Origin of the sequence: Lysinibacillus sp. FSL K6-0057 (assembly GCF_038630885.1) — a bacterium.
Lineage (GTDB): Bacteria > Bacillota > Bacilli > Bacillales_A > Planococcaceae > Lysinibacillus > Lysinibacillus fusiformis_F.
Genome location: NZ_CP152047.1, coordinates 1,001,986 through 1,027,542 on the forward strand (window position 1 = coordinate 1,001,986; position 25,557 = coordinate 1,027,542).

At 37.7% G+C, this 25,557-nt stretch carries 28 protein-coding genes; 21 read left to right on the forward strand and 7 right to left on the reverse strand.

The annotated features are described in order from the left end of the window. The first annotated feature begins 136 nt into the window (after positions 1–136). The 7 genes from cyoE to MHB40_RS04670 all read left to right on the forward strand — a co-directional run bounded on the left by cyoE (position 137) and on the right by MHB40_RS04670 (position 6,742). Positions 137–1,054, forward strand: a complete 918-nt coding sequence (cyoE, locus tag MHB40_RS04640) for a heme o synthase (RefSeq protein ID WP_205441750.1) — start codon at positions 137–139, stop codon at positions 1,052–1,054. A 99-nt stretch (positions 1,055–1,153) separates the two neighbouring features. Next, positions 1,154–2,242, forward strand: coding sequence for a cytochrome c oxidase subunit II (gene coxB / locus MHB40_RS04645; protein WP_131521646.1), 1,089 nt, complete (start codon positions 1,154–1,156; stop codon positions 2,240–2,242). Positions 2,243–2,282: 40 nt separating this feature from the next. Next, entirely contained in the window at positions 2,283–4,166 is a 1,884-nt protein-coding gene (ctaD, locus tag MHB40_RS04650; protein ID WP_205441752.1) for a cytochrome c oxidase subunit I, read from the forward strand. Next, positions 4,166–4,792 (forward strand): cytochrome c oxidase subunit 3, encoded by a 627-nt coding sequence (locus tag MHB40_RS04655; RefSeq protein ID WP_004224788.1) that lies wholly within the window; start codon positions 4,166–4,168, stop codon positions 4,790–4,792. Before ctaD ends, MHB40_RS04655 begins: the two co-directional genes overlap by 1 nt. After that, entirely contained in the window at positions 4,792–5,136 is a 345-nt protein-coding gene (locus MHB40_RS04660; protein ID WP_205441754.1) for a cytochrome C oxidase subunit IV family protein, read from the forward strand. Before MHB40_RS04655 ends, MHB40_RS04660 begins: the two co-directional genes overlap by 1 nt. A gap of 180 nt (positions 5,137–5,316) precedes the next feature. Then, entirely contained in the window at positions 5,317–6,240 is a 924-nt protein-coding gene (gene ctaG, locus MHB40_RS04665) for a cytochrome c oxidase assembly factor CtaG (RefSeq protein ID WP_342534054.1), read from the forward strand. Positions 6,241–6,280: 40 nt separating this feature from the next. After that, positions 6,281–6,742, forward strand: a complete 462-nt coding sequence (locus MHB40_RS04670; RefSeq protein WP_205441758.1) for a DUF420 domain-containing protein — start codon at positions 6,281–6,283, stop codon at positions 6,740–6,742. Positions 6,743–6,756: 14 nt separating this feature from the next. Here MHB40_RS04670 and ytvI read toward each other — a convergent pair whose 3' ends face one another. Both ytvI and MHB40_RS04680 read right to left on the reverse strand, forming a co-directional pair. Next, entirely contained in the window at positions 6,757–7,818 is a 1,062-nt protein-coding gene (gene ytvI, locus MHB40_RS04675; protein ID WP_342534055.1) for a sporulation integral membrane protein YtvI, read from the reverse strand. A gap of 146 nt (positions 7,819–7,964) precedes the next feature. Then, positions 7,965–8,366, reverse strand: coding sequence for a YugN family protein (locus tag MHB40_RS04680; protein WP_205441762.1), 402 nt, complete (start codon positions 8,364–8,366; stop codon positions 7,965–7,967). Positions 8,367–8,513: 147 nt separating this feature from the next. On the opposite strand from MHB40_RS04680, the gene MHB40_RS04685 reads away from it, so the two are divergent. Beyond that, positions 8,514–9,698, forward strand: a complete 1,185-nt coding sequence (locus MHB40_RS04685) for a CAP domain-containing protein (RefSeq protein WP_342534056.1) — start codon at positions 8,514–8,516, stop codon at positions 9,696–9,698. Positions 9,699–9,849: 151 nt separating this feature from the next. Further along, positions 9,850–11,322 (forward strand): UDP-N-acetylmuramoyl-L-alanyl-D-glutamate--2,6-diaminopimelate ligase, encoded by a 1,473-nt coding sequence (locus tag MHB40_RS04690; RefSeq protein WP_205441766.1) that lies wholly within the window; start codon positions 9,850–9,852, stop codon positions 11,320–11,322. On the opposite strand, the gene MHB40_RS04695 is transcribed toward MHB40_RS04690, so the two are convergent. Next, a complete protein-coding gene (locus tag MHB40_RS04695; RefSeq protein WP_342442633.1) occupies positions 11,303–11,803 on the reverse strand; it encodes a PaaI family thioesterase in 501 nt (166 codons plus the stop codon). The two genes, MHB40_RS04690 and MHB40_RS04695, sit on opposite strands and share 20 nt — an antisense overlap. Before the next feature lie 87 nt (positions 11,804–11,890). Between MHB40_RS04695 and MHB40_RS04700 the strand changes: the two genes are divergently transcribed. Together MHB40_RS04700 and MHB40_RS04705 are read left to right on the forward strand one after the other, a co-directional pair. Further along, complete coding sequence (locus MHB40_RS04700; protein WP_004224800.1) at positions 11,891–12,337, forward strand: YlbF family regulator; 447 nt, start codon at positions 11,891–11,893, stop codon at positions 12,335–12,337. A gap of 107 nt (positions 12,338–12,444) precedes the next feature. Further along, complete coding sequence (locus tag MHB40_RS04705; protein WP_342534057.1) at positions 12,445–13,497, forward strand: tartrate dehydrogenase; 1,053 nt, start codon at positions 12,445–12,447, stop codon at positions 13,495–13,497. 668 nt (positions 13,498–14,165) lie between these two features. On the opposite strand, the gene MHB40_RS04710 is transcribed toward MHB40_RS04705, so the two are convergent. After that, positions 14,166–15,077, reverse strand: coding sequence for a glycerophosphodiester phosphodiesterase (locus MHB40_RS04710; protein WP_342534058.1), 912 nt, complete (start codon positions 15,075–15,077; stop codon positions 14,166–14,168). 404 nt (positions 15,078–15,481) lie between these two features. Between MHB40_RS04710 and MHB40_RS04715 the strand changes: the two genes are divergently transcribed. After that, positions 15,482–15,754 carry a YlbG family protein gene (locus MHB40_RS04715; protein WP_004224806.1) on the forward strand — a complete coding sequence of 91 codons (273 nt, stop codon included), beginning with the start codon at positions 15,482–15,484 and terminating at the stop codon, positions 15,752–15,754. A 2-nt stretch (positions 15,755–15,756) separates the two neighbouring features. Here MHB40_RS04715 and MHB40_RS04720 read toward each other — a convergent pair whose 3' ends face one another. Then, a complete protein-coding gene (locus tag MHB40_RS04720) occupies positions 15,757–16,146 on the reverse strand; it encodes a hypothetical protein (RefSeq protein ID WP_036077099.1) in 390 nt (129 codons plus the stop codon). Between the two features lie 56 nt (positions 16,147–16,202). On the opposite strand from MHB40_RS04720, the gene MHB40_RS04725 reads away from it, so the two are divergent. From MHB40_RS04725 to coaD, 3 genes are all read left to right on the forward strand, one after another. Continuing rightward, positions 16,203–17,624, forward strand: coding sequence for an RNA polymerase II (locus MHB40_RS04725; protein WP_342534059.1), 1,422 nt, complete (start codon positions 16,203–16,205; stop codon positions 17,622–17,624). Between the two features lie 71 nt (positions 17,625–17,695). After that, positions 17,696–18,262, forward strand: a complete 567-nt coding sequence (gene rsmD, locus MHB40_RS04730; RefSeq protein WP_342534060.1) for a 16S rRNA (guanine(966)-N(2))-methyltransferase RsmD — start codon at positions 17,696–17,698, stop codon at positions 18,260–18,262. 1 nt (position 18,263) lies between these two features. Beyond that, positions 18,264–18,755 carry a pantetheine-phosphate adenylyltransferase gene (gene coaD, locus MHB40_RS04735; RefSeq protein ID WP_004224812.1) on the forward strand — a complete coding sequence of 164 codons (492 nt, stop codon included), beginning with the start codon at positions 18,264–18,266 and terminating at the stop codon, positions 18,753–18,755. A gap of 58 nt (positions 18,756–18,813) precedes the next feature. Here coaD and MHB40_RS04740 read toward each other — a convergent pair whose 3' ends face one another. Further along, entirely contained in the window at positions 18,814–19,713 is a 900-nt protein-coding gene (locus MHB40_RS04740; protein ID WP_243456032.1) for a hypothetical protein, read from the reverse strand. A 118-nt stretch (positions 19,714–19,831) separates the two neighbouring features. Between MHB40_RS04740 and MHB40_RS04745 the strand changes: the two genes are divergently transcribed. Continuing rightward, the gene (locus MHB40_RS04745; RefSeq protein ID WP_342442639.1) at positions 19,832–20,878 is read left to right on the forward strand and encodes a SepM family pheromone-processing serine protease; all 1,047 of its coding nucleotides are present in this window, start codon (positions 19,832–19,834) and stop codon (positions 20,876–20,878) included. A 44-nt stretch (positions 20,879–20,922) separates the two neighbouring features. On the opposite strand, the gene MHB40_RS04750 is transcribed toward MHB40_RS04745, so the two are convergent. After that, on the reverse strand, positions 20,923–22,134 hold the full coding sequence (locus MHB40_RS04750) for a nucleotidyltransferase (protein ID WP_342442640.1): 1,212 nt from the start codon (positions 22,132–22,134) through the stop codon (positions 20,923–20,925). A 166-nt stretch (positions 22,135–22,300) separates the two neighbouring features. Between MHB40_RS04750 and MHB40_RS04755 the strand changes: the two genes are divergently transcribed. The 5 genes from MHB40_RS04755 (at position 22,301) to tnpA (ending at position 25,211) form a co-directional block, all read left to right on the forward strand. Then, positions 22,301–22,834, forward strand: coding sequence for a YceD family protein (locus MHB40_RS04755; RefSeq protein WP_342442641.1), 534 nt, complete (start codon positions 22,301–22,303; stop codon positions 22,832–22,834). A 24-nt stretch (positions 22,835–22,858) separates the two neighbouring features. Then, complete coding sequence (gene rpmF, locus MHB40_RS04760) at positions 22,859–23,032, forward strand: 50S ribosomal protein L32 (RefSeq protein WP_004224819.1); 174 nt, start codon at positions 22,859–22,861, stop codon at positions 23,030–23,032. A 163-nt stretch (positions 23,033–23,195) separates the two neighbouring features. Continuing rightward, positions 23,196–23,963 carry an enoyl-CoA hydratase/isomerase family protein gene (locus MHB40_RS04765; protein ID WP_342442642.1) on the forward strand — a complete coding sequence of 256 codons (768 nt, stop codon included), beginning with the start codon at positions 23,196–23,198 and terminating at the stop codon, positions 23,961–23,963. Between the two features lie 110 nt (positions 23,964–24,073). Then, positions 24,074–24,451, forward strand: coding sequence for a transcriptional regulator (locus MHB40_RS04770; RefSeq protein ID WP_016992546.1), 378 nt, complete (start codon positions 24,074–24,076; stop codon positions 24,449–24,451). Between the two features lie 286 nt (positions 24,452–24,737). Beyond that, positions 24,738–25,211 carry an IS200/IS605 family transposase gene (gene tnpA, locus MHB40_RS04775; protein ID WP_036129052.1) on the forward strand — a complete coding sequence of 158 codons (474 nt, stop codon included), beginning with the start codon at positions 24,738–24,740 and terminating at the stop codon, positions 25,209–25,211. The last annotated feature ends 346 nt before the right edge of the window (positions 25,212–25,557 follow it).

Below are 25,557 nucleotides of genomic sequence, written 5' to 3' on the forward strand. Positions count from 1 at the left end.
TTTTTAATTATATTTCTAGACAAAACTAATTTTTACAACTTCATCTAAATTTCACTTAATGTCTAGAAATCAATCGCAAATTTCGCTATAGTTATTGTTAGCGGAATATGCTTACAAAAATGAAAGGAGAGGTATTATGTCAAACGGTCGTACACTGGCGGCTACTAGAAATACTGGTCCAGAAACAACATCTGTTGTAAAAGATTTCTTAGCACTAATAAAAATTGGAATCGTTAACTCGAATCTTGTCACAACGTTTACAGGGATGTGGCTGGCTTTTCAGTTTACTGGTAGACATTTCTTGCAAGAGCTTGATGTCATATTTTACACCATGCTGGGTGCGGCATTAATCATTGGTGGCTCAGGTGCAATGAATAACTTCATTGATCAGGATATAGATCCTATCATGAAAAGAACAAAAGCAAGACCGACAGTGACAGGCAGATTTAAGCCAAACTTTGTGTTGACCATTGCCCTCTCATTTTTAATTGTAGGTGAAATTTTGTTATTTGCGGCATCGTTTGCAGCCGGCATGTGGGGACTAGTAGGAATATTTGCTTATGTCGTTCTGTATTCAATGTGGTCGAAGAGGAAGCATGTTAGTAACACGGTTGTAGGTAGTATTTCGGGGGCTATTCCTCCTGTTATTGGATTCGCAGCGGTTGAGCCTGCGTTAGGTCCAGGAGCACTAGCTTTATTCCTTATTATGTTTGCATGGCAACCACCACATTTTTATGCGCTTGCTATGAAACGGACTGAGGAATATCGTGCGGCTAAAATACCAATGCTACCTGTTATAAAGGGATTTAAACGTACAAAGTACTCAATGTTATTCTGGATTCTTTTATTATTACCGTTACCTTTCCTTTTAACAGAGCTTGGAATTGGCTTTTTAACTCTTGCTACTGCATTGAACTTGGGTTGGTTAATACTAGCTCTGAAAGGCTTTACAACAAAAGATGATATGAAATGGGCAAATAAAATGTTTATTTATTCGTTGAATCATATGACCATACTATTTGTATCCATCATAATATTTGCGGTGTTTAGCTAAAGTTAGGGATTCTTTCTTTTTATAAGAATTCATATAGACAGAACTGATGTCCTAGGTACACATGAAAATACAACAAAGAAAGAGGGGTTTAATTAAGCTATGATGAAAGGGCTTAAAAAATGGCGTCTTTTTTCACTTCTAGCAGTGATGATGGTTTTCCTTTCAGGTTGTGGTGAAGATTATCTTTCTACACTAAAACCATCTGGAGAAGTAGGTAAACAACAATTGAATTTATTACTGTTAACTACTGTAATTATGACGCTAGTAGTAGTAATAGTATCCGTTATTTATTTACTTGCATTCTTAAAATACCGTCGCTCACGCGTTGGTGAAAATGTTATCCCTAAGCAAGTAGAGGGTAGTCATACTTTAGAAGTGATTTGGACAGTTATTCCGATTATTTTATTATTAATTATCGCTGTACCAGTTGTTACAACTACTTATAAATTTGCAGATGTAGCTGCAATGGATGAAGTAGATGAAGAAGGGAACAAAACAGCCCTAACGATCAATGTAACGGCAAAATTATACTGGTGGGAATTCGAATATCCTAACCAAGGTATCGTAACGGCTCAAGAGCTAGTGGTACCAACAGGTGAAAAAGTTTACTTTAATTTAAAAGCTGCCGATGTTAAGCACTCATTCTGGATTCCTGCTGTAGGCGGTAAAATGGATACAAACGTAGAAAACTTAAACAAATTCTACTTAGTATTCGATAAAGAATCAAAAGATCTTAAAGATGGCGTATTTTATGGAAAATGTGCTGAATTATGTGGTCCTTCACATGCATTAATGGACTTTAAAGTAAAAACATTAAGCCCAGATGCATTTGACGCATGGGTTGATGCAATGAAAGCGACAGAAGGACAAACAGCTGACAAAGCTTCAACTGATCTTGGTGAAGCAACTTTTGCTAACAGCTGCTTAGGCTGTCATGCTATCTCTGGTTCTGGAGCAGGTGGTACACCAGGTCCAAACTTAACTACGTTTGGTGACCGTAACCGTGTTGCTGGTTTCTTAGAGCATAATGAAGAAAGCTTAAAAGCTTGGATTAAAAACCCTGAGGAATTTAAACCAGGTAACTTAATGATGAATGCTGAAGGCACTGCGCCTATCTACGGTGATTTATCTGATGAAGAAATTGAAGCTCTTGCAACTTACATCATGGGCTTATCAGTAGAAAAATAATTTTCGTTCTATGTAACAAATTTTGAGGGAGGTAAAAGTTGTGAGCTCATACACACAGAAAAAGGGCTTTGGAGCAGCTGTCTGGGATTACATCACTACTGTTGACCATAAAAAGTTAGCAGTGATGTATTTATTAGCCGGTACATTGTTCTTCGCTATCGCTGGTTTTGAAGCATTATTAATGCGTATTCAATTAATGAAACCAAATAATGATTTCATATCAGCTGGTTTTTTCAATGAATTATTAACGATGCACGGAACAACAATGTTATTCCTAGCTGCTACGCCACTATTATTCGCATTTATGAACATGCTTGTACCATTACAAATTGGTGCGCGTGACGTTGCATTCCCGTTCCTTAACTCATTAGGGTTCTGGTTATTCTTCCTAGGTGCAGTATTCCTTCACCTGTCATTCTTTATGGGTGGCGCTCCTGATGCGGGCTGGACTTCTTATGCATCATTATCTTTATACTCTCCAGGACATGGTATTGATTTCTATGTTCTTGGTTTACAAATTTCAGGGGCAGGTACTTTAATTTCAGGTCTTAACTTTATCGTTACGATTATTACAATGCGTGCTCCAGGTATGACATTTATGCGTATGCCATTATTCACTTGGACTGCTCTTGTATCAAGTGCATTAATTTTATTCGCATTCCCTCCATTAACAATTGGTTTATTAATGATGTTATTTGACCGTATGTTCGGCGGTAACTTCTTTGACCATACAATGGGTGGTAACACAGTAATTTGGGAGCACTTATTCTGGATCTTCGGACACCCAGAGGTTTATATCTTAGTATTACCGGCATTCGGTTTATTCTCTGAGATTATTCCAGCGTTCTCTCGTAAGCGTCTATTTGGATACTCTTCAATGGTATTCGCTACAATTTTAATTGGTTTCTTAGGGTTCATGGTTTGGGCTCACCATATGTTTACAGTTGGTCTTGGGCCAACAGCAAACGCAATCTTCGCTGTTGCAACAATGGCAATTGCGGTTCCAACAGGTATGAAAGTATTCAACTGGATCCTAACTATTTGGGGCGGATCAATTAAAGTTACGACACCAATGCTTTATGCACTTGGTTTCATCCCGTCATTCGTTGCGGGTGGTGTTACAGGGGTAATGCAAGCATCTGCACCTCTTGACTACCAATTACATGATTCTTACTTTATCGTTGCTCACTTCCACTACGTAATCGTTGGTGGTATCGTTACAGCATTATTTGGTTCAGCGCACTTCTACTGGCCAATTTTCTTCAACCGTATGTTAAACGAAACGCTTGGTAAGATTACTTTCTGGGTATTCTTTATCGGATTCCATTTAACATTCTTCCTTCAACATTTCTTAGGTTTGATGGGTATGCCACGTCGTGTATTCACTTACATGGATGGTCAAGGTTGGGATCAATTCAACTATATCTCTACAATCGGTGCATTAATGATGGGTGTAGGGGTTATCTTAATGGTAATCAACTGCTTAATGTCTATTAAGGGCAAACCAGCAGGTCGCGACCCATGGGGTGATGGACGTACTTTAGAATGGTCAATTCCACAACCAATTCCATTCTACAATTTCCGTCAAACACCACTTGTTCGTGGTTTAGATCCATGGTGGATTGAAAAACAAGAAGGTAATAAAGAAGTTACATTTGCTGAGCCACTAGGTGATATCCATATGCCAAATAACTCAGCGATTCCATTCGTTATTTCATTAGGTATGTTTATTGCAGCATTCGGTGCACTTTACAATCCAGATGCAGATAAACCATGGTCAATCTATGTATTAATCATTGGTTTAGCGATTACATTTGGTGCGATGATTGCTCGTTCTGTTAAAGACGATCATGGCTTCCATTTACACAAAGAAGAAATTATTGAAATTGAAGAACATCTTTACGGCAAAGGAGGAAATAAATAATGGATTTCAATACTAAATTTACTCCTCATACTTGGCCAGATCATCCTGAACAAGCTACGATGGAAGGTAAAAATAAAGTCGTTGGTTTCTGGATTTTCCTTGCCTGTGAAGTTGTACTTTTCGCAAGTTTATTCGCTACTTATTTAGCGCTTAAGAACAAAGGGCCAGCTGGCATGGAGTTCACAACTCAAGGTTTATTTGAATTACCATTAGCATTTGCTATGACGATGTTATTATTAACATCATCACTAACATCTGTTTATGCAATTTACCATATGCGTAACTTTAACTTTAAAGGCATGCAAACTTGGTTAGCGATTACATTAGCTTTAGGTCTTGGATTCTTAGCACTTGAAATCTATGAGTTCAACCACTATGTGCACCTTGGTTTTACATTTAACCAATCTGCATTCGCAACAGCGTTTTATTCTTTAGTTGGTACACACGGTTTCCACGTAACTTTAGGACTTGTATGGATTGGAACTTTAATGATCCGTAATGCTAAACGTGGATTAAACCTGTACAATGCACCTAAATTCTTCGTAGCTGCTTTATATTGGCACTTTATTGACGTAGTTTGGGTATTTATCTTTACAGTAGTTTACTTGATGGGAGTGATCGGATAATGTCTTCACACGATACACCTATAGTTGCTAAGACACAAGCACAGTATGAGTATGATCGTCATCATAATGCCGTTCATATGCGTAAACAAGTAATCAACTTTGCGATTATGATTTTCTTTACTTTTATCGCATTCGCAGTAGTTGCAGCTGATTTTTCTAAATACTTAATTATGCCATTCGTATTATTGTTGGCTGGCGTTCAAGTTGTACTTCAACTTTATTCTTTCATGCACTTAGAAGACAAAAAAACTCACTTTGGTGGCGTTATTGGTTTCTTCATGTGGATGGGAATTTTAATCGCATTTACATTCTTCTTAGCATTTTTAACAATCATTTGGTGGTAATCACCGAAAAAGCACGTTCGTTATTTTGTACGAACGTGCTTTTCTTATGTTTTAAAGGTATTTAGGTATCAAATGAAGCAAACAATGTTAAACTTAACATTTGTTCACCTTTCGTTCATTGCAGTATAGCTGTAAGCGTTTTATAATAGGAGTACTGAAGTTTAAAGGAGTGCGTTCTATATGCCACTTAGTATATTTGGTTTTCAAGCATTGTGGAGCCCATATTTAATAGGGGTTCTTGTTTTTATAACAAGCATCTATTTTCTAGTCACAACAAAGTGGCGTAAAGATTTTAAAGTAAGTGAACCTTTGAAAAAAAGTGAAGCTATTTATTTTGTGTTAGCTATGATTACCATTTATATTATCAAAGGATCTCCTATTGATTTAATGGCTCATATTATGTTTACCATGCACATGGTGCAAATGGCTATTTTGTTATTGCTAGTACCTATTTTCTTAATTAAAGGAATCCCTTGGTGGGTTTGGAAGGTGGCTATTGAGGCACCGGTTGTTAGAACATTGTTTAAAGTGTTAACATTACCAGTCGTTGCAGTCTTTGTATTTATCGGTCTATTTTCTTTTTATCATTTACCTTCCATATTGGATTACATTAAATTAAATGAAACATTACATGGTACCTATACATTTGTATTATTTCTTTCTGCAGTGTTTATGTACTGGCCTTTAATTCAAAATATGCCAGATAGTGCTCAAATGAAGCCTTTGCATAAATTAGCCTATATTATTGCCAATGCCGTTTTAATTACACCTGCTTGTGGATTAATCATCTTTGCCCCAAATGCAATGTATGAGACATACACAAACGGTGATGCATGGTTAAAGGCAATGGAGCTTTGTGTACCAGCCTCTACATTGTCAGGCCTATCTTTATCTGGACCAGAGCTATTTACAGACATGAAACCTGTTGCAGATCAGCAATTAGGAGGCGTGTTAATGAAAATCTTACAAGAACTTATTTTTGGTGTACTAATTGGTATAATTTTCACAAGATGGTATCGTTCTGAGCAAAAAGATCCAGATAAAATCACTGCTGATGCTTTAGCTGCCCATCAAAAAAAGTGGGAAAGTCAACAGCAACATTAATTGAAGAATAGAAATTTACTTTGTATAAGGGGTTTTGATAATGGAATTGCAAATTTTGCCTACTATTAGTACATCGTTTATCGTTATTAGTGCTGTACTAGTGGCGATAGGATGGGGCTTAATTATAAAAAGAAATGTAGAGGGGCATAAGAAAGTAATGCTTGCTGCAGGGGTTGCGGCACTTATTTTCTTTATTATCTATGCATCCCGTACCATCTTTATTGGAAATACGGCTTTTGGCGGTGGAGAAGATTTAAAACCATATTATACGTTCTTCTTGATTTTCCATATTATTTTGGCGACATCTGGAGCCGTGTTTGGTATCGTTAGTATTATTTCAGGTTTAAAAACAAACCTAAAATTACACAGACGAATTGGGCCAATTACAAGTATTATTTGGTTCTTCGTTGCCATAACAGGCGTACTCGTTTATTTATTATTGTATATTTTATTTGAACCAGGTGAAACAACATCTGTTATTAAAGCCATTTTAGGGTTTTAAAAAAATCTCCCTCCTTATTTTTGTACAGGAGGGAGATTTTTTATAGTTGGTTGGAATAGTGAGAGCACTACGACAACAAGTAATGGACCAATTAATATTCCAAGAAATCCAAAGATTTTAAAACCAATAAACATGGCAATAAAGGTATTCAAGGAAGAAAGACCAATTTTATCGCCAATAATTTTTGGTTCAATCATTCGTCGAACTAGAAATTGCCCAATGGTTAATAAGATTAAGACAACTGCATATAAATAATCGCCTGCAAAGACTTGATAGATCGCCCATGGGACTAATAATATAAATGAATCAAGAAAAGGGATAAAGTCTAAAACAACCAGTAGTATTGCTAGTAGTATAGGAAAAGGTGTTTTTAAAAAATAAAATGCAGCGAATGATATAGCAAAGATACCTATCCCTACAAGGAATTGAGCTTTTAGAAATCCAAATAAGGCTAGCTTAACACGTTGACCAATAAAGATAATTTTTTGATGGTAATGAAAAGGAACGGGCGTTAATAATTTACGATTAATTGTTGGTAATTCTAAAAGTAACATGTACAACACAATCCAATAAACAAAAATATCAAATAGACGTGTGGGAATATATGTTAGTAATGTTGACCAAACATTGACGTTTGTTAAGGATAGGGAAAATTTTTCGATGGAAGCTAAAGCTTTTGCAATCATGGATTGAACTTGTGAAACGAGCTCTACGGGTAAATGATAGGTGTAATTGCTGAGCTTCGATTGCATTTGAATCCATAGAGCAGATAATTGATTAAGATAATCAGGTATATCAATGATAAAGGAAGAAAATTGTTTCCAGCTTATATAAAGGAGAAGTGAACATAATAATAAAGATATACTTAGAAAAAATAGAAAAAAGAAAAAAACAACGATTTTCCGTTTTTTTCGAAACCGTTTGCTCATTCGAACAATAATCGGTTCTAAAAGTAAGGCGGTTAAGTAGGCAAGTAAAATTGGTAACGATATGGAGATGGACCAAAGAATAAGTATACCCATTGCGATAACAATAATGGGATGACGAAAAAAAGGACGATTAAAAAATGACAACATTTTTCTCACCTACATCATGTAATAGATATAGGTAGTATGAGAAGAAAAAAATTTTTTACTCAAAATAAAAAAGACTGGACCACCAGTCTTTTCACAACAATGAAGCTATTTACGCTATACTTGCAGTCACTTTAATGTACGAAAGATTAGCGTGCGTTAACAGGTTCAAAGTTATTTTTATTTGTAGGTTCGATAGAGAATTGATCTAATTCTAATTTAACCTTTTTTAAGATTTCTTCACATTTTTTTACAAGGTGTGCTGGATAAACTTCGTCATCGCCATATTCAACACCGTGTGGATAATAGTATTTACCAAGGACTGGTTTCATTAATGTAAGGATGGCATCGTGTGCACCAACATCACCAGAAATAGCATATGCGAATACGCGTAGGTAATAACGACCTTCACGAGTATCAAATCGTTTATCGAATGTCATACGCTCGTAATCCCAGCCGCCATCACATTCTAAACCATGTTTTTTCATAATGCTGACAATTAGCTCTTGATCAGCTGTTAAATTTTCAAGGTTAGTATTTTCAAAATACATGTATAGTCCTCCTTTAGGTTCTCGTACAAAGTATACGCTCATTTTTATAATAGAGCATATTCGACATTGTTGCAATGACAACATTGTGTCAACCCAATTACAATTGATATAATAACTTACAATAATGGTGATGAAAAGGAGTGCTGTATGAAAGCTTTATTCCGCATTTTAATGGTTGGTGGTGCAATCGCGTTAATTGGCTTTATGTTTTTTAATACCCCGAAGGAAAACGAGCCATTAGAAGGGCCAAATACCAATTCTAATATTATTCCTCAAACCCAGCTAAAGCAGCAACCTGCAATAGGAGCAATGACACGTCCACAAACGGGTATATCTACATTGATAGGAAAAGGCACACAAACTGTTTTAGAAAAATATGGGGAGCCGGCAAGAAAAGAGCCATCCTCATTTGGTTATCAATGGTGGGTCTACAATGAAGATGTTTCAACTTTTTTTATGATTGGTATTAATAATAATATTGTGACACAAATTTACATAGCAGGACAAGAAATTGATGCATTTCCTTTTAAAGTGGGGCAAAAACGTGATGAAATATATAGAATGACAATCATTGACTATGAGGTGGCTGCCACAGTAGGCGAAAATATTTTCATTTTCTCGATGAGTGAAGAAGATATGCAAACAAGGCTGCTTGTCCAATTTGATGGTCTTTACGCACAACTTTATATAGATAGGGAGACAAGTGAGTTACAGGGGATACGCTATACAGACAGTGAAACACTTGTCCTTCATCAGCCATATGAAATGAGTTATCAAGGAGAGCTTGTTAGACGTACCCCACCTTCCTCATTTCTACAGCAAGAAATTGATGTGGCCAGCGCTAAACAGCTAGATGATTTGTTAAATGTTACAAGAGTCCATCATGATTTACTTCCTTTAGAAATGGATGAATCATTGGAGGAAGCGGCAAGAATGCATAGTGAAGATATGAAGGTACAAAATTTTTTAGCACATGAATCGCCGACCTATGGCGATCTAAAAAAACGATTACAAGCGCAAAATATCGATTATAGTGAAGCGAATGAAAACCTGGCCACTGCCTATTTTGATGCGATTGAAGCTATGCATGGCTGGACAAATTCTCCTGAACACAGAAAAGTACTTTTGAATGATAAATACACCCGCGTTGGTTCTGGTGCATTTGTAGATTATTATACGCAAATTTATCTTGAGCCCACTTCACAAGAATTGGATAGTGAAGAGCAAGATAACGATGAACGGAAAAATGAAGAACAAGATAACGAAGAACGGAAAAATGAAAAACAAGATAGTGAAGATTCTACAGAGAAATCAGATCAAACCTCACCATAACAGAAGAATATTCATATGAAGACAAGCTTTCGACAATCGGGCTTGTCTTCATTTTTTTTGTGCAGTTTCTCCAGCTCTTAGGCTTCTGCATTTTTCGTCACACCGTTACAAACGCCGTCATATGATAGAGAACTGAGAGGGGGAATGAGGTTTGCAATTAGCAGAGCTATTAAAAGACTGGCCATGTAGCGTGACGGGGGGATCTATACGGACAGAAATTACTGGTGTAGAGGACTATGCACAGGCAGTACAACCTGGTGATATCTTTATTGTACGAAAAGGTAAAAAAACATCGGGAAGTCGGTTTGTCAAAGAAGCATTGGCAAGAGGAGCTGCTGCTATCGTTTCAGAAGAAAGCATCTCTTTGCCAATTATCGATAAAGAAATTCCTTTTGTCTGGGTTCCTAATACAGCATTATTTTTATCGTATGCAAGTGCAAAGCTTGCTGCTTTTCCAGCAGAAGCTTTAACTGTTATTGCCATTACAGGTACAAATGGAAAGACTACAGTGAGCCATTTTGTCAGTCAGCTTCTAAATGCTCTACATAAACAAGCAGCAGTTATCGGAACGGTTGGCTTTTTCATCAATGGCGAGAAACAACAAACGGCTTATGAGCAATTAACAACATTGCAAGCTAAAGAATTACACCCCATTCTAAAGCAATGTGTGCGAAAAGGTGTTACGCATGTTGTGCTAGAAGCTTCTTCAATGGGGTTGCAGCAACATAGACTCGATCATTGTGACATTGACTGTGGTGTATTTTTAAATTTATCAGAAGATCATTTAGAAGATCATGGTGGGTTAGAAGCTTATAAACGTGCTAAGAAACGATTAGCGGATTTATCAAAAAAGTTAGTATTAAATGGAGATGATAACTTTTGCCGTTCTGTAGGCATCTATGATAAGAAAAAATCTTGCTCATTTGGTTTTGATAATCACAATGATTTACATATCCAAATCGTCAGTGAATCAGTTGGAAAAACCGTCCTTTGTCTACAGACTACAGCGAGTGAGCATATTGTGGAAATTCCCTTTGTCGGAAAATATCATGTACAAAATGCTGTGGCTGCCTTAATGGCCGTATGGCGCTCAGGTGTCCCTATGGAAGATATAGTTGGACATCTGTGGACATTAAGGCTACCAGAGGGCAGGCTAGAGAAGATTGAAAATCCATTAGGGATTGATGTATATGTAGATTATGCCCATACAGCAGAAGCTTTACAAGCGGTATTACAAACCTTTGATCGTTCCAAAACAATTTACCTTGTCTTCAGTTGTGGTGGAAATCGTGACAAGGCGAAACGCTTTGCTATGGGAGCAGTAGCAAGTAAATACGCTGATGTTATTTATTTAACAACAGACAATCCACGTGATGAAGATCCAATTGTAATTAATGAAAGTATTATTGCTGGTTTTACAGAGCAACAATATTATGAAATTTACTTAGATCGGAAGCTTGCTATCCATCAAGCGTTAGCAAAGGCAGAAAAGGGCGACATTGTTCTTGTTGCCGGAAAAGGGCATGAACAAACTCAGCAAATAAAAAACCAAAAGTTCCCTTTTTCCGATCAACAATGTATTAAAGACTATTTTGCAAGTCTAATTATGGACGACGCTGAATAACAAAGAAAGATCCTGTAGCAATGGCAAGCTTGCGACCAGTCTCATCTTCGATATCACATTCCATGACAAGTGTTTGGCGGCCCTTATGAACAAAACGACCACGTGCAATCAATTCTTTATTCGTTGTGGTAGCGATATACGATATATTCATATTCGTAGTAACTACATTATATCCCTCAGGCACAGAGCGTGAAGCAAGCCCTCCCATAGCGGCATCAGCAATCGTTGCAATAATACCCCCATGTGGCACCTTTATCGTATTGTGAATAACAGGTGTAATAGGGATACGTACCTCGCTGACCTCAGGCTCAAACTTTCCTACCATATGTAAAGTAGCATTAATATAACGACGGTGAATGCCTTGCTGTTTCTCCCGTAGTCCATTTAAAAGATGTAATAAAACATCTTCATCTTCCTTGGTACTGTCTTGTAAAATCTCGGCAACTAACTGTTCAATCTGACCTTTAGATGTTGTCATCATTTGGAAAACCTCTTTCATTAAAATTATCAATAATGTAAAATTACCATAAAATCTGTTATGATGGGAAAGAGATTGGGGGAATTAAAAATGATGATGACCTCTGACTGGGTAATCATTTTGGATGAGGCGGAAGCGCTTTGTGAGATGATTCTTTCCTCAGAACCTGCGATGGCGCTACAACAAGCGTATGAAGCAGTATATAGTGATGCACAAATTGTTGAAGCTATATATGCATTTAATCGCATGAAAGAGCAGTACGAAGATGTACAACGTTTCGGAAAATATCATCCGGACTACCATACAATTATGAAGTCGATTCGCCAACAGAAAAGGGCCCTCGACTTAAATGAAAAAGTTTCAGCTTTGAAAATTGCTGAAAACGATTTTCAGGATTTACTTGATGAGATTAGCCTATTAATAGGAAAAACAGTCTCTGAAGCGGTAAAAGTTCCTGTTAGTAATCCATTCTTTGCATCTGGTTCATCTTGCGGAGGTGGATGCGGCTCGGGCGGTTCATGCTCTTGCTCAGCATAAATAGGATGTGTATATAACATATCTCTTCTAGACTGTAGACAACTCGAAGGCAACAACTGAGTTAGTTTACAGTCTTTTTTATAATTGAATTGAAGGAGGAAGCATAAATGAAAACATATCGAATTGCTGTGATACCAGGGGATGGAATAGGAAAAGAGGTTGTACCAGCTGCAATAAAAGTTCTTGATCAAGCAGCGTTATTAGATGGTCGCTTTCAATTTGAATGGACAACTTTTCCCTGGGGCTGTGACTACTATTTAGAGACAGGTAAAATGATGCCTGATAATGGTATTGAGCTGTTAAAACAGTTTGATCAAATTTTTTTAGGGGCAGTGGGAATGCCTGACTTGGTTCCAGACCATGTATCATTATGGGGCCTTCTCATTAAAATTCGACGCGAGCTACAGCAAGCTATTAATGTACGACCTGCGAAGCTATTACAAGAGTTACCATCACCTTTACGACAACCAAATGGCTTTGATTTTATTGTTGTAAGGGAAAATTCTGAAGGGGAGTATGCTGAAAGCGGAGGAAGAATACATAGTGGTCAAGATGAGGTGGCAATCCAAAATGCCGTTTTTACAAGAAAGGGTACAGAACGGGCGATGCGCTATGCATTTGAACTAGCCAAAACACGTCGTGGACATGTAACAAGTGCTACAAAATCAAATGGGATTACATATAGCATGCCTTTTTGGGATGAAGTGTTTGCTCAAGTAGGAAAAGAATATGAAGAGGTAGGTCAAGCATCTAATCATATTGATGCACTAGCGGCATTTTTAGTGATGAAGCCAGAAAACTTTGATGTTATCGTAGCATCCAATTTATTTGGGGATATTTTAACAGATCTAGGCGGTGCCATTATGGGAAGCATCGGTATTGCACCTGCAGCAAATTTAAACATTGAAGGGCATTATCCATCGATGTTTGAGCCAGTCCATGGTTCTGCACCAGATATAGCTGGTCAAGGAATTGCCAATCCAATAGGGCAAATTTGGACAGGGAAGATGATGCTTGATTTCCTTGGTTATCAAGATGTGGGAACAAGTATATTAGATGCTATTGAGCAAACATTAGCGCAGGGTATAAAAACGCCTGATTTGGGTGGAACTGCCACACTACAAGAAGTAACTGATGCAATCATAGATTATTTAACATAATGTTTATTGAAATGGGAAGTAATAATGGATCTAACATTTACATGAAAGGGAAGCACAATGAACTAATGTGCTTCCCTTTCATGTTGTTGAAAAAAGATGGTGTCAATGGCAGAAAAAGCAACTTTGCAAGGTGAGGGGTTGATTTCTGTTCCGCCAGCGACCTTTCCAGGGGGCGTCCGATGAGCCGCTTCACTCACTTCCGTTCGCTCCAGGGTCTCCTCTGTGACGCTAATCCCCTAGGAGTGACGCTGGCTCCACTCCAATCAACCATTCTGCAAAGTATCTTTATTTTTTTTCATAGTAGCATAGCGATCAAATCGCCCATTAACTGTATTCTTAGAGGGGATAAGCTCTTATTTTCAATGTGGAGAAGTGATGCGTGACAACACCTCTTCATAAAGAGTAGTGAACACCTCCCCTTTATTTGAAAACCTTTGCTAAAAAGTCAGTGGGTTGAAGTGGAGGGCTACTTGACTCCCGTGGGATAGCGAGACAGGCAAAACTCTAAACGGAGCGGTAGCGGAGGAAGCGATTCGGCACTCGCCCACAGGAAAGCAAGTAGCCTGCAACGGAAATCCATTTCTACCCTTCAATTGCCTGTTTTGTTTTTCAATACTAAGAAAGGGAAGGCACACTTAACGAGTGTCCTTCCCTTTTTTGTCCGCATCTTATTTAGACTCTTGAACTTGTAATAACTCAACAGCAATATCAGGACGGTCTGTAATAATGCCCTTTGCCCCATTATTGAGTAACTTTTTCATCGTATCTATATCATTGATTGTCCAATAGTGGACAGGAATATTGAGGTTATTTAAAAAATGAATAAATTTTGGAGAATCTAATGCAATAACCCCTGACTTCGGAGGGATTTGGAAAACATCCACTTTAGGATGATATAAATGTCCAAACTGACTTGAGAAGGAAGCAAATGCTTTTCTTACATCTGATTCACCTGCACCAAGTGCTACTTGATTTTGAGCATATAAATTAAAGCGATCTATTTGCTCACCATAAAAGCTTGTCACAACGACACGATGTTCAACTTGAAGTTCTTCAATTAAGCGCCAAAGTTTAGAAGGCATTAGACTTCCTTCATAAGTGTCTGGAGCATCTTTGATATCAATGTTGATTAACATATTTGGATAGGTTTCAAGCAATTCTCGTAATGTCACGACATTTAATTTGTCCTCACGATATGGGAAGTTTCCATCCAAATCTTCAAATTGGTAGCCATGATTTAAGGCATTGATTTCTGCCAACGTCATATCTGCAATGAGCCCATAGCCATCCGTTGTACGTTCAACTGTGTCGTCATGGAAAACAATAATTTCCTCATCTTTCGTTAGGCGAATGTCGATTTCAAAGCCGTCAACACCAAGCTGTGCTGCTTTTTCAAATGCAACCATTGTATGTTCAGGTGCTAAAAGAGCTCCGCCACGATGTGCAAGAATTACGGGGCGTTCGAATTGTAATGCTTGCTTACCTTCGCGTTGCTGTGGTTTTGAAATAGCTTTACTACCTGCCCAAGCTGCTGCACTTGCTGCTGCAATTGCAAGCGCAATTTTTGTTTTCTTACCCATATTCGTCCTCCTTAACAATTATCCTCATATAAAAAAGTAATAGTGAATTCATTGTTTAATCAATAGTAGTAAGTACAGGGCCTACTATTAAAATTAGTTGCTAGTATAAGTGAATGATGATTTTTTTTATGCCGATTCTTGCCATCCTATTGAAAAATAATCATTATGGAGGTTCAAATGTGTTGTAAGGGTTCTTTTGAGGCATGATCATCTTTCAGCATTCTTCTGTTCCTGTAATGATGCTACAATTGAATTTATCTAAAACAACTGATTCATCTTCACGATGTTCAACGTTGTATGCTTTTCCATTATAACGGAAAATTGAGCGTTCTGTCAGCTAAACTCTGTTGCTATCATTTTCTGGTCTATGGTATTCTTTTATGTAAGAAATGAGGGAATCCAATATGAACGAACGACAAGGGCTAATCGTTTACGTCCATCAATTAAAACATGCGAAGTCACTTCGGAAATATGGTCATGTTCTTTATATTTCTAGAAGGCAAAAATACGTAGTGCTTTACTGCGATCGTGAGGACATTGACATGATGACAACAAAACTACAACGCCTTCCATTTGTAAAAGACGTTGTGGCGTCTTATCGTCCATTTGTAAAAACTGAATATGAAAATGCAAAACCAGATAAAGCAAAGGAATATGACTATAAGGTAGGTCTATAAACTCATGTTAATGCGGGTATATAGTTATTTAGTCTTAATATACCGATTAAGTATTGATAAAATAGTTTTGATTCCGAAAATATAGATGAGTGCTTTATTTCTACAACTACTGCTTTTCGACCGAGTTGTTCTATTTGTGCTTCAAACATTTTTTGTCGCTGTGTTGGCTGTTCTTCATTGTATGGGATGCCTTCTCGACAAATATAAATAGGCATGAACTTACTTTCGCCGACTGGTTTAAGGGCGACAGCTAAAGAAATCACCTTCTTGTCTTCTTTTGTAGATGTTAGTAAAAAGGCTTGATGAAAACGTTCCTGGTTGGTTTTAATAATTTCGAGTAGCTCGTAAACATCACCATAGCCTTCTCCTAATTCTATAAATTGTTGTGGCATAATAATTGCACATCCTTTCCAATACTCATAGTATCATGCTGCGGGAGGTCAAGCACATGAAATTTGCATTAAGCTTTTTTACTATTTTAGCACTAATCATTACAGGAACGATATTTTTCCAATATCATGCTTATTCATCTGATTTAGAAACGGGCATAGGGGATTTTCATTATTCTCAGGAAATAGAGATTGTCTATCGAGAAAATAGCTTAGATATTCGTCAACATTTTAAAAACCTACCAAATCAAAAGGTGAAAATTAAATGGCCTGAAAAAGCAACAAACGCTAGTTGCTTTATTGAAAATGAAAAAAGCTGTGATCGTTTATCAGATGAAGTCTCTTATTTTGCAAAAGGGGAGACAAAATCACAATCTGTGTCATACATAATTCCAATTGAGGGCGGCTTGAAAAATAAGATGCTCCTTCAAAATGTTTTTGCTACACTAATAAATGGTGAAGCGTCTTATTCAATTGTTTCGATTTCTACAGACAGCAAAGTGAAAGGACAATGGGTTACAGGTTTGCCTTTAGTAGGTCAACAACAACTTGTACTTGTCAATTACACAATGTTTAGAGGAAACGGTACTGTTCAAGATTTATATTGGCAAGCTGGAGAACTTAAAGCGCAAGAGCAGACACCTGTGTTATCTATTTATGCGCAGCAGGAAGTCCCTAATGATTTTCTAAAGTCATTAGAAAATTTACAGCTTCTAAGTGATGAGCATGTTGCAATTATTCAAGAAAAAAGTCCAGTAGCAGTTCATGACGAAAGATTGTTATTTTTACCAACACTTACTACACAAGCTGTAGAGCAGGAAGTAATTTTATCACAAATTAAATCACAATATAATTTTGTAGATTCTCCAGAATGGTTGCCTGAGGTTGTGGCATCCTATTTAGTAAACGATCCAATTGGTGGAGAAAAAACAAAGAAAATCATCAAAGCATTAAATGATTTTATGACAGATAGTCAACAACAAGCTTGGCAGGAAACATTGAAAAAGCTTGGAGATGAATCAATTTCTCCGGATACACTGGACAAGTATTTATCACAGGTATTAGATGCCAAGACCTCTTATTTTGCATTAAATGCAGCTCAGCCAAATGGAACCTATCCGCTTTTATTTGAGGATCCACGTGATGTATATGTGGATGATATGCTGAAGGAAGATGTTCATGTTATCCTATATGAGGGACAGGCGTTGTATACGGCAGATACATTATTGCCTTATCTTGGCTACTCAGCTGAGGAAGGGAAGAATGGCTATTATGTAAATAGCGAGCATCGTACATTCCGTTTTCCTAAAGAGCCTGGCTTCTATGTATTCAACCAGCGTAGATATTCATCTATCTCGGAACCAATCATTAAGATTGCTGATCGTTATTATGTAGAAGAAGCTTGGTTACAGCGATTATTCCTCGTTGAACTACAAAAAAAGGATGAGCGTATTCAAGTATTAACACAAGAACAACAATAACTTTTGCAGCGGAGGGCCACCCTTTCGCTGCAAAATACTTTATATAGACGAAAGTACGGTGAGATGCTGATATGAGAGTTGTAGCAGGAGAGCGCAAAGGAATGCCGCTTAAAGCAATAGCAGGAAACACGACAAGGCCTACAACTGACAAGGTGAAGGAATCCATTTTTAATATAATTGGGCCGTTTTTTGATGGAGGTGTGGCGCTAGATCTGTTTGCTGGAAGCGGTGGCTTGGGTATTGAATCATTAAGCAGAGGGGCAGAGCGTGCTATTTTTATTGAGAAAGATCCTAAAGCATTCCAGGTGCTACAAGAAAATATAAAAAAATGCCGTTATGAAGAATATACAGAGCTTTTTCGTATAGATGCAAAGCGCGCTGTGAAAGCGCTATTAAAGCGTGACATTACGTTTAAACTCATTTTTTTAGATCCACCTTACCATCAGCAGGAATATTATGACCTCGTACAAATTTTGGTTGATAACAGTAAAATACAACAAGATGGTATTATTTTATGTGAACATGCAAAAGAGGTACAATTGCCTCGAAATTTTGGGGAGTTTGTTTTAACAAGACAAGAAACATATGGCGGAACAATTATTTCTGTTTATCGCTGTACAGAGGAAGAGGGAGAATAAGTTGTCTGAAAAAATTGCTGTAGTTCCTGGAAGTTTTGACCCTGTCACATTCGGCCACTTAGATATAATTAAACGTGCGGCGGATGTGTTTGATATCGTATATGTAGCAGTATTAAACAATTCAGCAAAGAATCCGTTGTTTTCTGTAGAGGAACGTATGGCTTTGATGGCTGAAGTGACGAAAACCTTACCTAATGTCCGTATAGAGAGTTCTTCAGGTCTATTGATTGATTATGCCAAGGAAAAAAAGGCGAAGGCAATTGTTCGTGGCTTACGAGCAGTTTCAGATTTTGAATATGAGATGCAAATTACCTCTATGAACCGTTTCCTAGATGAAACGATTGAAACTTTTTTCATCATGACGAAAAATCAATATTCATTCCTAAGTTCTAGTATAGTAAAAGAGGTTGCGAAATACGGTAGTGATGTTAACGAGCTAGTCCCTACTTGTGTCGTGAAGGCTTTAAAAGAAAAATATGGTTTTACACAATAGTTATGCAGAGGATGTCAAATGAACGATGACATCCTCTTTTTGATCTTTAGTGCTATTGTTATTTCAGAAAAAATAGAGCATAAATAGTCGGTACAATGATTATGCTAAGAAGGCGGAATTTTATATAAGGTCTTACAGAAAGTTTTGCAGATTTGGCGATAACAAAAATTTGTAAGTGAATACTTATACTTTGCATCGTTAACAAAATCACAACGAGTAAATGGATATACGGAAGATCTGGAAATGCTGTAACCGTCATTTTAAGACCGTTCGTTACCTCTAGAACAGCTGCTATCGAAAGCTCAATCGTATAGGGAAGCTTGGGTATCAGCTGATCTAAGCCTTGTTGTACAATGGTCTGAATCGTTGTGAAAAAGATGATGGTTGTACCAACTAGCAGAATTGTTGGAGCCGTTTCTTTAATGCTTTCTGAAAATGGAGCACTATAGAGTGGTGTGTTGTGTACGGAGATATTAGGTGGCTCAGTTTTACGAAATAAAAAGTAGCCAGTTACTAGGCAACAAATATTAAACGTATGTAGTAAACATAAAAACAACCATCCAAACGTATTACTGTGTAGTAAATCAAGGCTTACAAAACCTAATACAAAAAGTGGGCTTGGTGCATGACAAACAGCTAGCAAAAAATTTGCTTCTTTCGGGTGTAATTGACCACTGTTTTTTAAATAAACAATGGTGGTTGCGCCAGTTGGATAGCCTCCAAGGGCACTAATAATGTAGGCTTGTACGTATAAAGAAGCTCTTTTTGTTTTGGTACGCATAGGGGCTGTTAAACGCAGAAGCCATTGTGTTAACACAAGATAAGGCAATAAATACGGAAACAGTGCTTCCATGAAAAGATTTAAGCCTAAATCAGTACCACTATGAGCGGTTTGTGGGAATAACAAGAGTAAGAGAATTAGAATTACGCAGAGCACTATTTGAATTGTAGCAAACATGTTATCAACTCGTTTCAACTTTTTGTCATTCACATAGGCAAATGCTAAAATCAATATATGTGAGAAAGGCAAAAACATGAACGTATGGTTTTGCAAGCGTCCTAGGAGGTGTTTTCAAGTGAAGAAAAAAATTAGTATTTATGCAGTGTTAATAGTCGTGATTTGTTTTATGATGTTATACCGACTAGACGCGTATATTATGAAACCTGGAAGTGCATATGATGTCAGCAAATTCGTTACTGTTGATAGCAAAGAGGCAGATAGCGTGGGGTCTTTAAGTTTAATGACAGTCGCTATGCAGCAAGCCACGCCGTTCTCGTATTTGTGGGCGAAAGTTCAAAAATATCAAAAGCTAATGGATATTGAACAAGTACGAAATCCTTTAGAGGATGATGAGGAATATAATATTCGACAGTTAAAGTTAATGTCTGATTCACAATTTAATGCGAAATATGTAGCCTTCCAAAGAGCGGGGCTAGAGACAAAGGTTCTTTTTAATGGTGTATTCATATTAAATGTATTAGACGGAGGAGCTTCAGATGGTATCTTGAAAGCTGGTGATGAAATTGTCGAGGTTGATGGTCAAAAAATAACTAGCCAACAAATGCTTGTGGATCTATTAAAACCTAAGCAGCTTGGAGATAAGGTAACCATTCAATTTATACGCAATGAAGAACAACATCAGGAGACTATTACATTACAGGAAATTCCTAATGCGCAAGAACATAGAGCGGGTTTAGGTATTTCCTATACTGAAAGCAAATCGATTGAAACTAATCCGAAAGTGACGATGAAAACAGAGGATATTGGAGGACCTTCTGCTGGTCTGATGTTTACACTTGAGATATTAGACCAACTTCTTGATGAAGATTTAACAAAAGGCTATGCAATTGCTGGTACAGGTGAAATGCTAATAGACGGATCAGTTGGCAGAATTGGTGGGATAGATTATAAGGTTATAGCCGCCGATCGTGACGGTATGGAGATCTTTTTTGCACCAGACGATGAAATCTCTCAAGAAATGAAAGCGAAGTATCCAGAGCTAGAATCGAATTATGCGACGGCTGTTAAAACGGCAAAAGAGATTAAAACAAAAATGAAAATCGTTCCAGTAAAAACGGTTGACGATGCTATCAATTATTTAGAGCAACTACAACCAAAATAAAATAAAGGGATGCTAGAGTGTTTTTAGCATCCCTTTTGTTGTCTTTAGCAACGAATAGGTGGTGTTTGATAATCCTTCGGCAGCGTCAGATTCTTTGTTCCTTGCTCGATACTTAAATTATAAAGCTCTGCTGCATGGATATCGATGGCTAACATCGCATCACTGGTAGACGCAACTCGACTGATTAAGGGTAATTCTATATTCTTTTTTTGCTGACCTAAGTAAGCTTGTCCCATCGGGCTCATACCCAACAATCGAATAAAGGAGGGCGCTTTAAAACTTTGGAGCTGCTCTTTTGTAAACCCTGTATAGATATGTGTTATCATACGCTGAAGGCGGGTCCATGTATAACGTTTAGATTTTATTTTTTCCATAAAGCTATTAAAGGTTGAGCTCGTTTTTGCTGCTTTCACAATTGCATTTTCGATCCCCTCTGTTACTTCTGCATAACGAGTAAGTTCTGAGGGGGTGTGTCTTATAATAGTGAACTGTAATAAAGGCCAAAAAGTTTCCCAGTTAGCAAATTGGTTATACTTTGTATGCCAGTCTGTTAAAAAATCAAAAGTAGCTTTAGGAACAACATTTTCTATACTCTGTAAAGAACTTGTAGAAGCAAGGGCTTTACGTATGCCAGTGGCACTTGCAATCGATGCATCTTCCTTTAATGCATCATGGTATCCTGCTGCAACGCGAGGAATTGTTAGCGGTTTGATGCTACTGTTAAGGGCCCTCGCAGCTTCAAGATAATGAAAGCCCAATATATTATTTGGTTGTGCAAGATCGATGTATGGAGCAGGGAACTTCTGAGAAAGCTGTTCATAGGCATAATGTAGGCTTTTTGGATAGCTTGCACCTGTTTTAAGGCTGTCTTTAATGAACAAGTCATATTCTGCACGGTGGCTGTCAATCAGCTCAAACGTGTTCAGAAAGGGCTGAATAGAGCCGTCTTCACTTCCAAAGGCAAAAGCGTCGCAGCCTACTGCACTTAATAAAGAAATGGCTCCTTTTGCGAAATCTGTGGCAGGTGCTGTACTATAGACATAAGGTAGCTCAATAACAATATCTACACCACCAGCAAGCGCCATTTTAGTGCGTGTCCATTTATCTACCATGGCAGGTTCTCCACGTTGTAAAAATGTGCCGCTCATAACAGCGATAACAAGATCTGCCTGCGCTACTTTTTTAGCCTGCTCTAAATGATAAGCATGTCCGTTGTGAAAAGGATTATATTCAACAACAATTCCAACTGCTTGCATGCTTTTCCCCCTTATAATTAATGTTTTATTTGAATCTGTTAGGAGTAAATACACTTCTCATAGTATATAATTATAGGTGGGTTTTAAAGTGGTGACAAGAAATTATCTTGACATCTATTTTTACACATTATATAATCAACAGTGTTGTCTCGAGGTGATTAAACGAATGAAATGGTCAATTCATCAATTATCTAAATACCGCCAAAACGGGATGCCAATCGATGCCTTTGTCCAGCTGGACGAAGTGATGGAGCGAAACCAGGATATTCGAGCAATTTCGCCCGTTCATGTAAAAGGGCTATGTACTTTTGGTGCATCGCAAATGACATGTCAGTTAACTGTGACAGCAACGTTAATACTACCATGTGCACGCACATGGGAGGATGTTGAGTTTCCAATTGAAGTTGAGACAGTTGAAATTTTTAGCTGGATTGACGAAGATAAAAGAGGAGACGATGACGGAGACATTCACTATATTGACGGTGAAGTCATCGACATGAAACCAGTTCTTGAGGAATTAGTTTTACTTGAGGTACCAATGCAAGTGTTCAAAGAGGATTCTGAAGGACAAGTGCATGGTGGTAAAAACTGGTCTTATGCAACAGATGAAGACGTAGAGCTACACAAAAAAGCTGACGAACAAAAAGTGGATCCAAGACTAGCTTCTTTAGCTAAGTATTTTGATCAAACAGACGAATAGACGATCTGTAAGGAGGTGCCATCAATGGCTGTACCATTTAGAAGAACTTCTAAAACTGCAAAAAGAAAGCGTCGTACGCATTTCAAATTATCTGTACCTGGTATGGTAACTTGCCCTAACTGTGGTGAGGCTAAACTATCACACCGTGTTTGCAAAGCTTGCGGACAATACAAAGGTAAAGAAGTAGTAAGCAAATAATACAGTGTTTGCTCACTTAAAAGGCTAGTAGAGAGACCATGGCTCTTTACTAGCCTTTTTGTTAGCTAAAAAAGACGGAATATTTCGTTGATTATGAAGTTCTTTACAATAGTGAAATAATTGTGTGATACAATTTATTCATTGCGACAAAGGGGGTTGAAGTATGTCTTATACGATTGATAATCATGATGGCATTATGACATTTACCATTAACCGTGAAGAGAAGCGGAATGCTGTCAATGACGAAGTGATGAATGGTCTTCAAGAAGTCATTACATATATTCGTGAGCATGAAGATGTGCGTTTTTTAGTAGTGACAGGTGCTGGCGATAAATCGTTTTGCTCAGGAGGGGATTTATCTGAGTTTCATTCATTGGAAACAGAGGATGAGGCATTTGGTATGTTAAGTAAGATGGGGAAAATATTATATGATCTTGCCACGCTTCCTGTACCAACTATAGCACTTATAAATGGTACTGCTGTTGGAGGAGGTTGTGAGATTGCAACGGCTTGTGATTTTCGTTTAGTCGCTAGCCATGCAAAATGTGGTTTTATTCAAGGAACACTAGCCATTACAAGTGGTTGGGGTGGCGGTACATACTTATTTGAACGAGGTTTACGTCATGATCGTGCAATGAAGATGCTAGTGGATGCAAAGCCGTACCCTGCACACTTATTATACGAGATAGGATGGGCTATGCGTGTTTTTGAAGGCTCAAAAGAAGAAGCCTTGAATGATTTTATTGAACATATGCGAGAAATCCATCCTTCTGTTCATAAAGCATATAAGGATATTGAGCTTCGAAAGTGGCATGAGCGCAATATGTATGAGCGTGTGATGGAGGAAGTTCGTACCTGTGCAAAGTTGTGGGAAAGTGAAGCACACCATCAAGCGGTTAATAATTTCTTGACAAAGAAGAACAATAAGTAATGTATAAAGACAGTGATGAGAGGAAAACGTCATCACTGTCTTTTTTCAAGCGATGATTCTATTTTGCTCGCTTTTGCATATAGTAGTAAAAAATGCGAGGGTGATAGATTATGGAATTGAAAAAAAGAAAAGATCAATGGACGAAGGAAGATGATGAAAGACTAGCAGAAATCGTATTGCATAATGTGCAGAATGGCAAAACACAGCTAGAGGCATTTGAAATGGCGGCCATAGAACTAGGTCGTACAAAACAAGCTTGTGGTTTCCGCTGGAATAAAACTTTGCGTGGGCAATATAGTCAGTCACTATTAGCTGTGCGAAATCAGCCTCAACAATCTATGCGAAGTCACTTGAAATTAGCGTTGACAAGTTTTGACGAATTAACCGAGGCTTATCAAACACTTGAAATGAAGCACCGTGAATTGCAAAATGAACATGATAAGTTAGTGAAATGGCTTCAACAAGGTTATTCATTAATGAAAGATTAACGTTATAAGTATGTGGCTTTTGGAACATGAATGACATTGCTTTTCTTTCCTGGAGATAAAACCCTTTCTGTATATCGTCAATAATCGGTCTATCCTGTATAATAAAAGAACCTGCGTAGAAGGTGCCTTAGATGTATTCTGAGGCACCTTATTCTTGTGTGCTTTGAAAACCCCCTGCTATGCAGGGGGTTCCGGAAAGCTTTTAGCTATGGACAATAAAAAAACTCCAAACGTACAATAAAGTCAGGTCTAGTCAACCGACTTCGTACGAAAGGAGCCACCATAAATGGATAATAAAAGTTTAGCACATACAACGTGGAATTGTAAGTATCATATCGTCTTTGCGCCAAAGTATAGAAGGCAGATTATTTATGGTCAAATTAAAGCAGATGTTGGAAGAATATTGCGCCAATTATGTGAAAGAAAAGATGTAGAAATCATAGAGGCAACAGCCTGTCCTGACCATATTCATATGTTGGTAAGTATTCCTCCGAAATTGAGTGTATCTGCGTTCATGGGTTATTTAAAAGGGAAGAGTAGTCTAATGATTTTCGACCGACATGCAAATTTAAAGTATAAATACGGTAATCGTCAATTCTGGTGTCGAGGATACTATGTGGATACAGTCGGCCGAAATAAGAAAAAGATACAGGAGTATATAAAAAATCAATTACAAGAAGATATCCTGCAAGATCAAATGACGATGAAAGAATTCATTGACCCATTCACAGGAGAAGAAATCAAGAGAAAGAAAAAATAAGTAAGCCGCTTTAGCGGTTTGTGTGAAAACGGAGTGCGGTTGACGGACCATTCAGAATGTCTTTAGACATGGGCCAGTACCCCAGCGTTTCACGCGCAGAGCAAACCACCAGTTATACTGGTGGTTCTGATTGTAGTTTTATCTTGATTCAGCGAATGTATATTATTCAGAGTTGAAGCGTTAGATGGGGTTTTAAAGTCTGTTGAATAGGAAACACCCCAACAAATGCGCCACGTTCTGTGATGGTGTGAACAATATCGTGTTGCGCCAAAGTATTCGGCGAATGTCACAGCTTGTTTCGAGCGTGCTTGAAGCAAGCTTGATGTAATGACGTCGAAGTAATAAT